The sequence below is a fragment of the Paraburkholderia oxyphila NBRC 105797 genome (genome assembly GCF_000685075.1).
Classification (GTDB): domain Bacteria; phylum Pseudomonadota; class Gammaproteobacteria; order Burkholderiales; family Burkholderiaceae; genus Paraburkholderia; species Paraburkholderia oxyphila.
This window is the reverse complement of sequence record NZ_BAYD01000026.1, coordinates 1-15,582: the sequence shown is the minus strand read 5'-3', so window position 1 is coordinate 15,582 and position 15,582 is coordinate 1. Positions and strand designations below refer to the sequence as shown.

Below are 15,582 nucleotides of genomic sequence, written 5' to 3'. Positions count from 1 at the left end.
CCGCCACGATCAAGCGCGTGAAGGCGCAGGTTGCCGAGCTGACCACGCGGTTTCCGGTGTATAGCTGAGACCGGTGCGCGGGGCTGTGGCGTAGGTGGACGTCGATAGCGAGCTGGACGCTTCGTATCTCGCAGCAAGGCCATGCTTGAGCATGGCCTTGCAACGTCATCGCTCGCCGTGCGCTCGGTCTTATATCATTCGGACTACTATAGACTGTCGGCCAGTTGCGGAACCGCAGTGAAAAGGTCATCGACAAGCCCGAAGTCGGCGACACTGAAGATCGGCGCTTCCTCGTCCTTGTTGATCGCCACGATCACCTTCGAATCCTTCATGCCCGCCAGGTGCTGGATCGCGCCCGAGATGCCCACCGCAATGTACAGTTGCGGCGCGACGATCTTGCCGGTCTGCCCCACCTGGTAGTCATTCGGGACGTAGCCCGCATCCACTGCCGCGCGCGACGCGCCCAGCGCGGCCTGCAGTTTGTCGGCCAGCGGTTCGAGCACTTTCGTATAGTTCTCGCCGCTGCCCAGACCCCGGCCGCCCGAAACGATGATCTTCGCGCTCGTCAGTTCGGGGCGGTCGAGCTTCGTCACTTCACGGCTCACGAACTGCGACACGCCCGCGTCCGCCGCTGCGTCGATGCTCTCGACCGATGCGCTGCCGCCAACCGCCGCAACGGGATCGAAACCCGTCGTGCGAACCGTGATCACCTTGATCGGATCGCCCGACTGGACCGTTGCAATCGCGTTGCCTGCGTAGATCGAGCGCTCGAACGTGTCGGCGGAACCGACCGCCGTGATATCCGAGATCTGCGCGACGTCCAGCTTCGCCGCAATCCGCGGAGCGATGTTCTTGCCATAGGCCGTGCCCGGGGCGAGGATGTGCGAATACTGCTTCGCAACGCTCAGCACAGTCGCTTCGACGTTTTCCGCGAGACCCGCTGCCAGTTGCGGCGCGTCGGCGAGCAACACCTTGCTCACACCGGCGATCTTCGCAGCCGCATCGGCGGCCGCCTGCGCATGATGTCCCGCGACCAGCACGTGAATCTCACCGCCGATCTTCTGCGCCGCTGCCACGGTGTTCAGCGTCGCTGCCTTGATCGACGTGTTGTCGTGTTCGGCAATCACCAGATTCGTCATTTCGTTCGGCTTCCTGTATTTACAGCACCTTGGCTTCGGTCTTCAGCTTCTCCACCAGCGTCTTTACGTCCGGCACCCTCACGCCGGCCGCGCGCTTGGGCGGCTCCGTCACTTTCAGCGTCTTCAGACGCGGCGTCACATCGACACCCAGATCTTCGGGCTTCACGGTTTCCAGCGGCTTCTTCTTCGCTTTCATGATGTTCGGCAGCGTCACGTAGCGCGGCTCGTTCAGGCGCAGGTCGGTGGTCACCACCGCCGGCAATGTCAAGGAAAGCGTTTCCGCGCCGCCGTCGACTTCACGGGCAACCGTGGCCTTGCCCTCGGCAATCGTGACCCTGGAAGCAAAGGTGGCTTGCGGCAGACCCGCCAACGCGGCCAGCATCTGGCCCGTCTGGTTCGAGTCGTCGTCGATCGCCTGCTTGCCGAGGATCACCAGTTGCGGCTGCTCCTTCTCGACCAGCGCCTTGAGGATCTTCGCGACGGCCAGCGGCTCGACGCCATCGATCGATTCGACGAGAATCGCGCGGTCCGCACCAATCGCGAGCGCCGTGCGCAGCGTTTCCTGCGCCTGCGCGACGCCGACCGACACGGCGACCACTTCGGTCGCGACGCCCGCTTCCTTCAGGCGCACCGCTTCTTCCACGGCAATTTCATCGAACGGATTCATCGACATCTTCACGTTCGCGATGTCGACGCTCGTGTTGTCCGACTTCACGCGGACCTTCACGTTGTAGTCGACCACTCTCTTGACTGGAACCAGAATCCTCATCGTCATTTCCATATGAATGCAGGGGCGCGCACTCGCCATGCAACACAGCAGGCTTGCTACGAGCCCCGCAAGGTTTAGAACAGGTGGTACATCCCAATCCGCAATGCGATCTGATGGTTGTTGCTCGACGCGTCGCCAACCACCCCATCGAAAATGGCGGCCTGCGACGCCGCCCCGCCGGCGCGCTGATAGACCCCCATCGCATAGATCGACGTGCGCTTCGAGAGTGCGTACGACGTCGTGAGGCCGGCCTGATGGTAGATCGGCACGGCGTCCGAGTAGCCGATATGCCCGTGCGTGTACGTGTACGCGCCGCCTACTGACCAGGCGGTGGTCAGCGCGTAACGCGCCCAGACTTCGTAATTGTCGAAGCGCACCGTCGAGGTCGTGCCGTTCGCCTGATCGAAGCGCGTGTCGGTGAAGTCGGCTCCCACCGTCGCCTGGCCGAATGCATAGCTCGCTCCAATCCCGGCTATTTGCTCGTTCTCCGGATTGCCCACATAGCTGAACGGGCCGGCCGCGCCGATCGCCGAGCCTGTCGTGTTGGGCACGAAATCGCCGTCCGTGAACAGCAGCGCCGGGTTTTTCGCGTACAGATACGCCGCCGCCACATTGACCGACGCATTCGAGTAGCTCGCGCCGATGCTCCACATGCCGGTGGTGCCGCGGCCCGGCGCGGTCGAATTGGTGAACGAGTACATGCCGCCAAACGTCAGGCCGCCGATGTTCGGGCTCGCGTACTTGATCGCGTTGTCGACGCGGAACGAGTTGTCGGTGTTGTCGATGTCGCCCGCATGCACGAACGGGCCGCCGAACTGGCCGGGCGCGGTCAACGGCTGCAGGTAGTCGACGACCGAATCGTATTGCCGGCCGAACGTCAGCGTGCCGAGCCGCGTGTCCGACAAGCCGACATAAGCCTGCCGGCCGAACAGGCGGCTGCCCTGGAGCATTTGTCCGTTCACGGCGCTGAAGCCGGATTCGAGCTTGAAGACCGTCGCGAGGCCGCCGCCGAGATCCTCGCTCCCCCTCAACCCCCAGCGGCTGCCGTAGACGCCGTCATAAGAGCCGTCCTGCATGTGCCACAGCGATTTGCCGCCGCTGTTGTTCGTATAGTCGATGCCCTCATCGATCGCGCCATAGAGCGTGACGCTCGACTGCGCCTGCGCAGCGGCCGAGCAGGCGGCGAAGGTCGACGCGATGGCCATCGAGCGGGACAATCGCCACATTCTTTTATTCATTAGTCATCCTTATTAATTTGAATGCTGTGAGATGTGTTTCGGTAACGTGTGTCAGTTCAATGCCGGCTTGAAGACGATGGCGCGACGTCGCCGCGAATCTCGAATCGCGGCGGTCGCAGGCACATCCCTTCCTGTTACTGGATGATCCGCGGCGCGCCAACGTCCGCGGCCGACGTCGAGAGGCCGTAAGTCTTGAGGATCCGCCCGATCTCCCCAGACTGGCGCAGCGCTTCGATATTGGCGCTGAGCGCCGTGCCGAGCGCGGCATTCGCTTTCGTGTAGAGCAGCGCGGTCTGTCCCGGCTCGAGCGTGGCGGGCACGCGCGGGTCCGGCTTCACGAGCATGATCTTCATCGACGGATAGCCGCCCTTCGTCTGGTTGTACTGCGAGACCGCGTAGCTGTCGGTGCCGGCGTCGATGCGGCCGGCAGCCAGGTCCTGCGCCATCGCGACCGGATTCGGATAGACCACGAGCGAGCTGCCGAGCAGCTTCTGCAGATCGCCGGTCCACAGATAGCCCTGCACGGTCCCGACCCGCTTGCCGACGATGCTCGCCACGGTGTCGACGCCCTGCTTCGAGATCACCGCCATCTGGTCGAGATACATCGGGCCGCTCAGGCCGAGCACCTTCGCGCGGTCGGCCGTGCGATACCAGTCGCCGAGGCCGATATCGGTGCGCCGCGAGACGACGGACTGCACCACGGCGGCCGGATCGACGACCGAGACGGCGATCTTCAGGCACTCGCGTGCCGCAATCTGCTTGACGATCTCGCCATCGACGCCCTTGATGTCCTGCGTGCCGGCCGGAATCGAATACGGCGGGAAATCCCACACGGCAACCGACAGCGTGCCGGGCCGGATCGTCTCGAACTGGTGCGCGGGCTTGCAGGCCTGGGCGTGGGCGGTGGCGCCGAGGCCGGTGAGACACAGGCCGACGAGCGCGATCGAAAGACGGCGCATTGGTGATGTCATGAGAATCTCCCCAAGAAAGCGTGGCAGGTTGAAAGTGCGGAAAGGTGCGAATGACACAATGGGCGGGACAGGATCAGCGGACCGCGTGCCGTCCCAGACGGCGCTCGAGCGCCGATACGGCAAAGGTCGCGGGCACGCAGATCAGCGCGAACATCAAGCCCGCGAGCAGCAGCACGGGCATGTATTCGAACGTCGACGAACCGATGCTCGATGCGCGGCTGACGAGCTCGGGCAGCGCGATCGTGAAGCATAGCGAGGTGGCCTGCAGCATCATGATCGAGAAGCCGAGCAGCGCCGGCAGCGCGACACGCAAGCCCTGCGGCACGATCACGAAGCGCAGCGCATCCACGGCGTTCAGTCCGATCACCGCGGCCGCCTCCTTCTGGCCATACGGCACCGCGTCGAAGCCGGCACGGATGATCTCGCTCGTATAGGCGCCGGTGCAGCACGCCAGCGCGACCACGGCGGAGAGAAACGACGACAGCGTCAGCCCCGCGTTCGGCAGTCCGAAGTAGAAGAACTGCAGCAGGATCAGCGCCGGCGCGCCGCGGCCGATCTCGACGAACACGAGCGCGGCGCCGCGAATCGCCTTTTGCTGCATCGACACGCACAGCGCGAGCACGAGGCCGAGCGGAATGCCGATCCCGATGCTCAGCGCGGTGACTTCGAGCGACAGACGGTAGCCGCCGAGCAGGTCGGGCAGCCAGGATAGCCAGAGATCGAACATGGCGCTCATCGCGACACCCCGGAACGAAGATGAAGGTCGGCCCAGCGCGACAGCCATGCGACCGGGAGGCTGAGAACGATGTAAAGCAGCGCGGCCGACGCGTAGACGCCGAGGCCGCTGAACGTCTCCTGCGACACGTGATAGGCCTGGAACGCGATCTCCCCCACGCCGATCGTCGAGGCCACCGCCGAATCCTTGAGCAGGCCGATCAGGTAGGTCGCCGCGGTCGGCAGCGCGACGCGCACCATCTGCGGGAGAATCACGTCGCGAAACTGCTGGACGCGCGTGAGGTTCAGCACCTTCGCCGCTTCGTACTGCCCCGGATGAATCGCGGTCAGCGCGCCGCGGTAGACCTCGGAGAGATTGGCCGCGGTCACGAGGCCGAGGCCGAGCGCGGCCGCCGCGAACGGGCTGAGCGGCAGCAGATCGTTGCCGATCCCGAAGAACACGAAGAACAGCCAGACGATGGGCGGCACCGACCGGCAACCGACGACGATGGCCGTCGCGATCGTGCGCGCAAGCGGATTCGCGGCCCGGCGCATCGCGCACAACGGCAGCCCCAGCACCGCGCCGATCGCGAAGACCGTGAGCGTCAGCGCGATCGTCCATGGCGCGCCGGCGAGAATGGCCCAAAGATGGTCGATCATTTAGCGGTCCCTCACGGCATTCAGAAATTTCGCGGCGCGCTCGGTTTGCGGGCGGCCCATCACGACCTCGCTCGGCCCGGATTCGAGGATCCTGCCGTCGGCCATGATGATCACGCGGTCGGACACTTTCTCCGCGAAATGCATCTCGTGCGTGACGACGATCATCGTCATGCCGGACGCGGCGAGCTCGTTCATCACCGCGAGCACTTCGAGGCCGAGTTCCGGATCGAGCGCCGAGGTCGGCTCGTCGAACAGCATGATCTCGGGATCGAGCGCGAGCGCACGGGCGATCGCGATGCGCTGCTGCTGCCCGCCCGAGCAGCGCACCGGATACTGCGCGGCTTTGCTCGCGAGGCCCACGCGCTCGAGCAGCTCCATCGAACGCTTGTCCGCTTCGGCGCGGCTGCGGCCCATCGTGCGCTCCTGCGCGAGGCTGACGTTGCGCAGCACGCTCAGGTGCGGGAACAGGTTGAACGACTGGAACACCATGCCGATGCGGCGCCGCAAGGTCACGAGCTCGCGGCGCGCGGGCGCCTGGTTCGCCTCGATCGTCACGTCGCCGATCGTGACGCGGCCTTCGGTCGGCGGCTCGAGCTGGTTGATGCAGCGTAGCAGCGTGCTCTTGCCCGACCCGCTCGGGCCAATGATCGCGATCACTTCGCCCGCATGCATCGAGAAGCTGACGTCCTGCAGCACACGGTGCGGGCCGAACGTCTTTCCGACGCCCTCGACGCACAGGATCGGCTGCATGCCGGGCCGGCCCGTATGCAGCATGCCGGCTTCGGGTTGCAAGGGAGGGGGGACAATGCTGTTCATGGAAGCTTCTCCGTCGACGGCTTTCAAGGCTTGTCTCCAGGTCGATGCACGCCTGGCGATCCGCAATTCAGTTGATAAGTACAACGATATGAATTGATGGATGCTATTTAACGCATCCAATATTTCGGGCTCAAGCGATCGTTTTTCATCATGTCTTGAGTGGCACGCATCAACTCGGGTGCGTGCCCTCAAGAGTGCTCACCACGTATGACGCGTGCTCATCAGCTTGTTGAGGATCCGATCGAGCGCGGCGCGCTCGTCCGCGTCGAGCGCCCGCAGCATCAGCGTCTGCCGGTCGAGCGAGACCGGCAGGACCTGCTCGTAGAGCCGCTTGCCGCTTTCGTTCAACGCGAGCCGGATCTCGCGCCGGTCGTCCGCGTTCGTCTTGCGGCGGATCATGCGCCGCTCCGCGAGCCGGTTCACGGCGCGGCTGATACTGTTTTTCGGCCGCCCCGTCACCTCGCAGATCTTCTTCGCCGTCATCGCGCCCACCGTCGCGAGACAGGCGAGCACGTTGAATTCGTCGCGGCTGACGTCGAACGTTTCCATCATCTCCGCGAAAATCGGCTCCGTGTAGTAGTTCGACCACAGCGTCATCCGCCATGCGTCGTTCAGCGGGCCGTTCGTGACGATCGCGTCGAACACGGCATCGCCAGCCGTTGCCTCGTCGCGATCTTCGGTGTCGTTGTCTTCGGGCTCGATGCCGGGTTCTTTCATCGGGAACAGCTCCATCGGGTCAATGGTCGGACAGTGTGCGGCAATCGTCGGTCGCTTCGCCCAGGCGGCTCAGCCAGTCGGCGAACATCAGGTCCAGATGCCCGCCGCCGCCGTTCTTGAACAGCGTGATGTCGGCAGCGTGCTGGCGCCCCGCCGCGCGGCCGCTGCAAAGGTCGAACAGATCGCCCACGATGTCGGTTGCCGCGATCACGCCCGCTTCGAGCGGCTGGCGTATGTCGCCGCAGTGCTCGGTCACGAGCGCGCGGTGATCGACGTAGATGCGCGAGCGCAGCAGCGCCGCGTCGTTGGCCTCGCGCATCGCCGGCGTGTAGCCGCCCACCAGATCGACGTGGCAGCCGGCGCGCAGCCAGGCGCCATCGATCACGGGCGACATCGAAGGCGTCACGCAGACGACGAGGTCGGCCTCGCGAACGCTGCGCTCGAGATCCTTGACCGCACGCACATCGGCGCCGGGTGCATCGCCCGCCGCCTCGTCGGCAAGCCGTGCCGCACGCTCGGGATTGCGGTTCCAGATGTCGATGCGCCGCAGCGTCGGAAACTCGGCCGCCATCACGCGCAGATGCGTCTGTGCTTGCGCGCCCGCGCCGACTATCGTCAGCGTCCGCGGGTCGCGCCGCGCGAGCAGGCGCGCGCCGAGCGCGGAATCGGCCGCCGTCTTGTAGCGGGTGAAGGCATTGCCGACGATGATCGCGCGGAACCGGCCAGTTTCGGCCTCGCCGAGCAGGACCGCGGAATGCACGGTGTCGGCCGAACCGTCCGCACGGCGGCCGTTATCCGGCGAGATCGACACGACTTTCGTGCCCGTCGTGCCGTCGCTCGCCCCGCCGAGCCAGATCAGCATCTCGGCATCGTCGCGCGCCTCGCGCGGCACCGTCGCGTGCAATCGCGCGAGTGGCGACCACGCGCGCCGGTGAGCCGCTTCCAGCGCGTCGATCATCTGCGTGGGCGGCACGCGGCTCAGCACCGCATCGGCGTCGATCAACCGAGGCAATTGAGGTAACTGAGGCAAGGAGCACGACATCATCATGGGGAATCGGCTTGTCATGTAGCGAACTGGGGCGGAAAGGAACGGAGCGCGCTCGGCTCAGACGTTCCGGTCCGCGATTAACGGCGTGGACGAAAGCGCAACCGCACCGGTCGGCGTGATCAGCACCTGCTCCTCGAGCTTGACGCCCTCAGCGCCGCCCTCCACGCCGATATAGCTCTCGACCGACACGACCATGTTCTCCTCGAACGTGCCGTCGTACCCCCACGCGTCGAAATCGACCGCGTACGCCACGCTCGGGTATTCGTCGACGAGCCCCACACCGTGCAGCATCATCATGTAGCGGTTGTGCACGTAGCGCTCGGGAACGGGCCAGCAGCGCTCGGCGAACTCCCTGAACGTGACGCCCGCGCGCAGCAGTCCTAAGTTATGCTGAATCTGGTCTTCCGCATAGCCGAGCAGGTTGCGCTGGTTCGCGGACACGCCGCGCCCCGGGCAGACGAAGCTGCGCGAAATGTCCGAAAGGTAGCCGCCCGGCCCCACCATATCGGTGTCGAAGCTGACCATGTCCCCTGCTTCGATCACGCGGTTCGTCGCGTCCTGGAACCACGGGTTCGTGCGCGGGCCCGACGAGAGCAGCCGGCTCTCCGCCCACTCGCCGCCGTGCGCGATGTTGGTCTCGTGAAAGACGCTCCACAGCTGGTTCTCGGTGATGCCGGGGCGCAGCGCCTCGCGCATGCGCGCGACGCCGAGGTCGCACACGCCCATCGAGACACGATGCTGCGCGATCTCCTCGGGGCCCTTGATGAGGCGGGCCTGCTCGGTCAGCGGCTGCGCGTCGAACAGCGTGATGCCCAGGCGCGTCAGGCGTTCGGCGCCCCACGGGTCGCAGCGATCCACGGCGAGCCGCAGGTTGCCGCCGCCATGCGTGCGCAGGAGATCGGCGATTTCGTGCGCCCACTGATCTGCTTTCTCTTCCACACGCGGTCCGGCGAGAAAGTAGATCCACGGCGTGGCCGGACGGATCTCGTCGATCGACTCGATGCCCTCGCTGTTGTGCTTGCTGCTCGTGAAATCGAACAGCACGAGCGGGCCGTCGGTCGCGATGAACACGTAGCGGCTCGGCGAATGCATGACCCACAGGCCGAGATTGTTCGTATCGGTCGCGTAGCGGATGTTCAGCGGATCGGCGAGCAGCATGCCGGCGTAGTCGTGCTTGCGCAGTTGCTCGCGCAGCCGCTCGACGCGATAGGCACGCAGCGCGCGGCGATCGATGGCGTCGTACGCGTCGAGCAGCGCGCGATCGACAGGCGCGACGCGCTGGCCCTGCACCAGTGCGTCTTGCCGATAAGCACGGCCGTTCGCGGGCTCGCCCGACGGCGAGGAAGCAATGGTGGAGGCTTGGAGTGCGGTGTCAACGATCACGGCGGCTTCCTTCAGGCTGGAGTGTGAGCGCTCGCAGTGGAGCGCGGACTCGACGCATTGCGACACATGGCACCGCATTGCCTGTTGCAACGCAGATTAGTCCCGTATGGAACCAACTGTCAATGCGCCAAAAATGATGTTTACCCTTGCTTCGCGGCGGGTCTTGCCGGGACCGCAAACGCCCCGGCAAGCGCGCGCATTACAAGTCCTTGACGAGCCGCAGCGCGTCGTAGATCGCCGCGTGCGTGTTGCGCGCGGACACCGCATCGCCGATCCGGAACAGCTGGAAGCGGCCCGCCGGATTGCGGTTCTCGACCTGCGGCTTGCCGTCGATCAGATCGTCGTAATTGACGGCGCCGAGGTTGGTCGACTGCGGCTTGAGCGCGAAATACAGCTCGTCCATCGGGATCGTGCCGTGATTGACGACGATCTGGTCGTAGCGGCGCTCGTTGCGGATGCCGCCGTAGTCGCTGCCGACGATCGCGACGAGGTCGCTGCCTTCGCGGCGCACGGCCTCGAGCCGGTAGGTGACCGTGAACTTCGCATCGAGCTTCTGCAGCGAACGCATGTACGGCACGAGATTCATGCTCATCACTTCTGGAGCGAACGAACGGTCGGGCGTCATGATCTCGACCGCGCCCCCCGCTTGCGCGATCGTCTCCGCGGCCTGGAGCGCCGGGTGGTCGCCCGCGTCGTCGTAGATCAGCACGTTGCGGCCCGGCTTCACGTCGCCGGAGAGGATGTCCCACGCGGACACCACATGCTCGACGCCCTCGCTCAGCACGTTGACGTCCGGCATGCCGCCCGTCGCGACGATCACGACGTCGGGCCGCTCGTCGAGCACGGTGGACGCATCGGCCCACGTGTTGAACGCGAAGCGCACGCCGAGCCGCTCGCACTGCGCCATGCGCCAGTCGACGATGCCGAGCATCTCCTTGCGGCGCGGCGTCTGGGCCGTCAGTCGGACCTGGCCGCCCGGATGACTGGTTGCCTCGAACACGACCACGTCGTGCCCACGCTCCCCGGCGACGCGCGCCGCCTCGAGGCCGGCCGGACCGGCGCCGACGATCACGACCTTGCGCCTGGCCGGCGCGGCCGCGATCGTATGCGGCATCGTCGTCTCGCGCCCGGTGGCCGCGTTGTGGATGCAGAATGCGGCGCCGCCCTGGTAGATGCGGTCGAGACAATAGTTCGCGCCCACGCAGGGACGAATCTCGTCCTCGCGGCGCTCGATGATCTTGCGCACGATATGCGGGTCGGTCATATGCGCGCGCGTCATGCCGATCATGTCGACCTTGCCCGACGCGATCGCGTGGCGCGCGGTGGGCACGTCCTGGATGCGCGCCGCGTGGAAGGTCGGGAAGTCGGTGGCGCTGCGAATCTCGCCCGCAAAATCGAGGTGCGGGGCGCTCTTCATCCCCATGATCGGGATGATGTCGGTGAGGCCCGCATCGGTTTCGAGGTGGCCGCGAATCACGTTCAGGAAGTCGATCAGGCCGCTCGACTTCATCGCCATCGACAACTGGAGCCCCTCTTCCCTCGTCATTCCGCCGGCCATCATTTCATCGGCCGTGTAGCGGACCCCCACGATGAACGCCTCGCCGACCCGCTCGCGGATCGCGCGCAGCACGTCGAACGTGAAGCGCATGCGGTTTTCGAGCGAGCCGCCGTACGGTGCGTCGAGCGTGTTCGTGAGCGGCGACCAGAACTGATCCATCAGGTGTCCGTACGCTTCCAGCTCGATCCCGTCGAGGCCGGCGGCCTTCATCCGTTCCGCCGCGTCCGCGTAGTCGCGCACGATGCGCTCCCGGTCCCACTCCTCGAGCTTCTTCGGAAACGCGCGGTGCGCGGGCTCGCGCGCATGCGAGGGCGACACCGCCGGCAGCCAGTCGCCTTTGTCCCAGCGCGTGCGGCGGCCCAGATGCGTCAGCTGGATCATCACCTTCGCGCCATGCTCGTGGCACTCGTCGACGAGATCCTTCATCCAGGGCACGACCTCGTCGCGGTACGCGAGGATGTTGTTGAAGACCGGCGGGCTGTCCTTGGAAATCGCCGCGGAGCCGGCCGTCATCGTCAGCGCGATGCCCGCCTTCGCGCGCTCGACGTGGTACGCGCGGTAGCGTGCCTTCGGCATCCCGTCTTCGGCATACGCCGGCTCGTGCGACGTCGTCATGATGCGATTGCGAAACGTCAGATGTTTGAGGGTGTAAGGCTGCAGCAGCGGGTCGGTCGACATGGGATTCCTCTGGATGGGAACGGAAGCGTGATTCGTGACTGCCTGACGTGGATGCCTGTCGTGAGTCAGGTTAGAATCACTGTACACATGTGTCAAGATATCAAAACAGATGTGTACAGTAAGCTCGGGAAACCCCGTATCAAGGGCTGGGCCAGACTTTCCGGCCTGGGCCCGCTTTATCGGCCTGGGCCAGCCCTTGCGGCCGCTGCCGTTGCGCGGTGCGGCACAATGCAGGTTGCGCAGTGCGTAGTGCGCAGCCGATCGACGATTTGACCGGGAGGACGTTTGCCAGATGGAAGAACCGATTGCAGCCGAGAATATCCGCGGATCCGCGGACACATGGCTGGACGCCGCGACGGAAAGCCTGCTCGAGAGCGGCATCGAATCCGTGCGGATCCTGCCGCTCGCGAAGAAGCTGAACACGTCGCGGACGAGCTTCTACTGGTTCTTCAAGGACCGGGAGGAATTGCTCGCCACGCTGCTCGAACGCTGGAAGGCGAAGAACACCGTCAACTGGATCGCGCGCACGCAGGCCTATGCGGACACGATTTCGGAAGCCGTGCTGAACGTGTTCGACTGCTGGTTCGACGACGCGATTTTCGACAATCGCTACGAGGCGGCCATCCGCAGCTGGGGGCAGCAGGCGCCCGAGATCGCGGCCGAGCTGGCCAATGCCGACGCGAAGCGGATTGCCGCGTTGACGGCGATGTTCGAGCGCTTCGGCTATGCGCTGCTCGCCGCACAGGTGCGCGCGCGCACGATGTATCTGACGCAGCTCGGCTATGTGTCGATGAAAACGACCGAGCCGATGGACGAGCGCATGACGCGAATTGCTACGTATGCCGAAGTATTTACGGGCACGCAGCCATCTGAGCGCGAGATGCAGCGCTTCTTCGCTCGCCGTGGCCCGGCGGTCTAGCGCGAACAAAAAAGACGGGACAAATGACGACGGGCGGCCGTTGCCGGCCGCCCGTCGTTCCCTGCTCTACTGACTTACTGCTGACTTACCACTTCCAGCCCACCCCGGCGTTCACGCCAACCTCATGACCCGTGGTCGAGACACCGGCGCCGTAGCCCCAGCGTCCGTTGCCCGACAAGCCCTTGAAGTTCACCGCGACGGCGCTGTAGCCCTGGTACGAGCCGACGCCGACACCGATCGTCTTCTCGCCGGCATTGAGCGACGGCAGATACGTGCCGCTCATGGCCATGGCGAGTGCCGTGCCGGCGTAGGCCGTGCGCGCCACGTTGTTGACGTTGGACTGCACGCCGCCGAGCTGCGAGACGGTGGCCGCGTCGGTCGGAGCCACGCCCGGCGCAACGTTGGTCAAGCGGCGCTCGCCTCCGGCCGTGCCGAACGAAACAGTGTTGTCTTCGGTCGCGACCGAGTTCTGGCCGATGGCCACCGAATTGGCACCCTGCGCAGCCGCACCGTTGCCGATGGCGACCGAACCCGCACCGGAAGCACGCGAGTTCACGCCGATCGCCACCGCCGGCGCACCCGAGGCGACCGCGTTGGTACCGATTGCCACCGAGTTCGCGTTGGTCGTCGTGGCACGGTTGCCCACGGCCGTCGTGTTGTCGCCGGTGGCGTTCGCGTTCGAGCCGTAAGCCGTTGCGCCTTCGCCGTTGGCGGTCACGCACAGGCCCGAGCCCGTTGCGTCCACGCCGTTCACCGTGGAGCAGCCCTGCACCGCCGCGTTCTGGATCGCACCGCCCGTCGCGCCGCGCGTCTGCACGGTGCCGTCGTTGTTCATGCCGCCGGCCAGTGTGCCCATGAAGGCATTGCCCGAGGCATTCGCGGAGTCGATCATCTGCACCACCGGCGCGAGCGTGGTCGACAGCGAGCTGACCGACGACGTGACCGTCGAGAGACCGGTCGACAGCGAGGACATGCCCGTCGAGGTCGACGCGGACAGATCGGCCATCGTCGTGGACAGCGAGTCGACGCCGCCGGAGCTGGTCGCGGCTGCAGTCGAGAGGCTCTGCAGGCTGCTATTGGTCGTGTCGATGCTCGTGGACAGCGAGTTGAAGCCTGCCGCGGTGGACGTCGACAGCGAATTCAGATTGCTGTTGGTCGTGTCGATGCCGGTCGAGAGCGAGGCCACGCTCGACGAGGTGGACGTCGACAGCGAATTCAGGTTGCTGTTGGTCGTATCCAGACCGGTCGACAGCGAGTTCACGCCGGTCGAGAGCGAAGCGACGCTCGACGAGGTCGACGACGACAGCGACTCCACACCGGTCGAGAGCGAGGCCACGCTCGACGAGGTGGACGTCGACAGCGAGTTCAGGTTGCTGTTGGTCGTGTCGATGCCGGTCGAGAGCGAGGCCACGCTCGACGAGGTCGACGACGACAGCGACTCCACGCCGGTCGAGAGCGATGCCACGCTAGACGAGGTCGACGTCGACAGCGAGTTCAGATTGTTGTTGGTCGTATCGATGCCGGTCGAGAGCGAAGCCACGCTCGACGAGGTGGCCGTCGACAGCGAATTCAGGTTGTTGTTGGTCGTGTCGATGCCGGTCGAGAGCGAAGCCACGCTCGACGAGGTCGACGTCGACAGCGAGATCACGACGGTCGAGAGCGAAACCACGCCGGTCGACAGCGAGATGATGCCCATCGACAGCGAGCTCACGCTGCTCGAGGTCAGCGTGGACAGCGACGAGAGACCCGTCGACAGATCCAGGTAGCCCGTGGAGGTCGAAGCCGAGAGCGAGTCGAGGTTGCTGTCGGTGGTCGAGAGACCGGTCGAGAGCGACGAGAGACCCGTGGAGGTCACGGTCGAGAGCGAGCTCAGACCCGTCGAAGCCGAGGTCGACAGCGAGTCGAGGCCCGTCGAGAGCGAGCTGGCGCTCGTCGAGGCCGAGGTGGACAGCGAATCGACGCCGGTCGAGAGGCTGGCCAGGTTGCTATCGGTGGTCGACAGGCCCGTCGAGAGCGACGAGAGGCCCGTGGAGGTGACCGTCGAGAGCGAACTCAAGCCCGTCGAAGTCGAAGTCGACAGCGTGTCGATGCCGGTCGAAAGCGAGGACAGGCCCGTGGAGGTGAGCGTCGAAAGCGAGCTCAGGCCCGTCGAAGCGGAGGTCGAGAGCGTGTCGATGCTCGTCGAGAGCGAGCTGGCGCTCGTCGAGGCCGAGGTCGACAACGAATCGATGCCGGTCGAGAGCGACGACAGACCCGTTGACGTGACCGTCGAGAGCGAGCTCAGGCCCGTCGAGGCGGAGGTCGAGAGATTGTCGATGCTCGTCGAGGTCGAGGTGGACAGCGAGTCGATGCCGGTCGACAGCGACGACAAACCGGTGGACGTCACGGTCGAGAGCGAACTCAGGCCCGTCGAAGCGGAAGTCGAGAGATTGTCGATGCTCGTCGAAAGCGAGCTGGCGCTCGTCGAAGCCGAGGTCGACAGCGAATCGATGCCGGTCGACAGCGACGAGAGACCCGTGGACGTGACCGTCGAGAGCGAGCTCAGGCCCGTCGAAGCGGAAGTCGAGAGATTGTCGATGCTCGTCGAAAGCGAGCTGGCGCTCGTCGAGGCCGAAGTGGACAGCGAGTCGACGCCGGTCGACAGCGAGCTCAGGCCCGTAGAGGTGGACGTCGAGAGCGCGTCGACGCTCGTCGAGAGCGAGCTGATGCCCGTCGAGGCCGAAGTGGACAGCGAGTCGACGCCGGTCGAGAGCGAGGACAATCCCGTGGACGTGGCCGTCGACAGCGAACTCAGGCCCGTGGAGGCGGACGTCGAGAGCGTATCGACGCTCGTCGAGAGCGAGCTGATGCCTGTCGAGGCCGAGGTGGACAGCGAATCAACGCCGGTCGAGAGCGAGGACAGCCCCGTGGACGTCACGGTCGACAGCGAGCTGAGGCCAGTCGAAGCGGAGGTCGAGAGATTGTCGATGCTC

At 65.4% G+C, this 15,582-nt stretch carries 14 protein-coding genes; 2 read left to right on the top strand and 12 right to left on the bottom strand.

All coding sequences use genetic code 11. The annotated features are described in order from the left end of the window. Window positions 1–206: 206 nt before the first annotated feature. The 11 genes from BO1_RS18025 to BO1_RS17975 all read right to left on the bottom strand — a co-directional run bounded on the left by BO1_RS18025 (window position 207) and on the right by BO1_RS17975 (window position 11,691). Complete coding sequence (locus BO1_RS18025; RefSeq protein WP_028218754.1) at window positions 207–1,139, bottom strand: electron transfer flavoprotein subunit alpha/FixB family protein; 933 nt, start codon at window positions 1,137–1,139, stop codon at window positions 207–209. Window positions 1,140–1,158: 19 nt separating this feature from the next. After that, entirely contained in the window at window positions 1,159–1,908 is a 750-nt protein-coding gene (locus BO1_RS18020; protein ID WP_028218753.1) for an electron transfer flavoprotein subunit beta/FixA family protein, read from the bottom strand. 74 nt (window positions 1,909–1,982) lie between these two features. After that, window positions 1,983–3,134, bottom strand: a complete 1,152-nt coding sequence (locus BO1_RS18015) for a porin (protein WP_407669961.1) — start codon at window positions 3,132–3,134, stop codon at window positions 1,983–1,985. A 146-nt stretch (window positions 3,135–3,280) separates the two neighbouring features. Continuing rightward, window positions 3,281–4,117, bottom strand: a complete 837-nt coding sequence (locus BO1_RS18010) for a substrate-binding periplasmic protein (RefSeq protein ID WP_028218751.1) — start codon at window positions 4,115–4,117, stop codon at window positions 3,281–3,283. A gap of 73 nt (window positions 4,118–4,190) precedes the next feature. Further along, window positions 4,191–4,853, bottom strand: a complete 663-nt coding sequence (locus tag BO1_RS18005) for an amino acid ABC transporter permease (RefSeq protein WP_028218750.1) — start codon at window positions 4,851–4,853, stop codon at window positions 4,191–4,193. Next, window positions 4,850–5,491 (bottom strand): amino acid ABC transporter permease, encoded by a 642-nt coding sequence (locus BO1_RS18000; RefSeq protein WP_028218749.1) that lies wholly within the window; start codon window positions 5,489–5,491, stop codon window positions 4,850–4,852. Before BO1_RS18000 ends, BO1_RS18005 begins: the two co-directional genes overlap by 4 nt. Continuing rightward, window positions 5,492–6,265, bottom strand: coding sequence for an amino acid ABC transporter ATP-binding protein (locus BO1_RS17995; protein WP_043285301.1), 774 nt, complete (start codon window positions 6,263–6,265; stop codon window positions 5,492–5,494). A 240-nt stretch (window positions 6,266–6,505) separates the two neighbouring features. Continuing rightward, window positions 6,506–7,024, bottom strand: coding sequence for a MarR family winged helix-turn-helix transcriptional regulator (locus BO1_RS51560; protein ID WP_052409509.1), 519 nt, complete (start codon window positions 7,022–7,024; stop codon window positions 6,506–6,508). Between the two features lie 19 nt (window positions 7,025–7,043). After that, on the bottom strand, window positions 7,044–8,090 hold the full coding sequence (locus BO1_RS51555) for an ornithine cyclodeaminase family protein (protein ID WP_084688034.1): 1,047 nt from the start codon (window positions 8,088–8,090) through the stop codon (window positions 7,044–7,046). 39 nt (window positions 8,091–8,129) lie between these two features. Next, on the bottom strand, window positions 8,130–9,455 hold the full coding sequence (locus BO1_RS17980) for a M24 family metallopeptidase (protein ID WP_028218747.1): 1,326 nt from the start codon (window positions 9,453–9,455) through the stop codon (window positions 8,130–8,132). Window positions 9,456–9,654: 199 nt separating this feature from the next. Further along, on the bottom strand, window positions 9,655–11,691 hold the full coding sequence (locus BO1_RS17975) for an NADH:flavin oxidoreductase (RefSeq protein ID WP_028218746.1): 2,037 nt from the start codon (window positions 11,689–11,691) through the stop codon (window positions 9,655–9,657). 292 nt (window positions 11,692–11,983) lie between these two features. Here BO1_RS17975 and BO1_RS17970 point away from each other — a divergent pair, with 292 nt between their 5' ends. Beyond that, the gene (locus BO1_RS17970; RefSeq protein ID WP_028218745.1) at window positions 11,984–12,610 is read left to right on the top strand and encodes a TetR/AcrR family transcriptional regulator; all 627 of its coding nucleotides are present in this window, start codon (window positions 11,984–11,986) and stop codon (window positions 12,608–12,610) included. A gap of 85 nt (window positions 12,611–12,695) precedes the next feature. On the opposite strand, the gene BO1_RS59245 is transcribed toward BO1_RS17970, so the two are convergent. Beyond that, window positions 12,696–14,666: a YadA family autotransporter adhesin gene (locus BO1_RS59245; protein WP_156992307.1), complete on the bottom strand. Its 1,971-nt coding sequence runs from the start codon at window positions 14,664–14,666 to the stop codon at window positions 12,696–12,698. Here BO1_RS59245 and BO1_RS57655 point away from each other — a divergent pair. Next, a partial coding sequence (locus BO1_RS57655; protein ID WP_218002812.1) for a hypothetical protein occupies window positions 14,638–15,582 on the top strand: 945 nt, incomplete at its 3' end. The two genes, BO1_RS59245 and BO1_RS57655, sit on opposite strands and share 29 nt — an antisense overlap.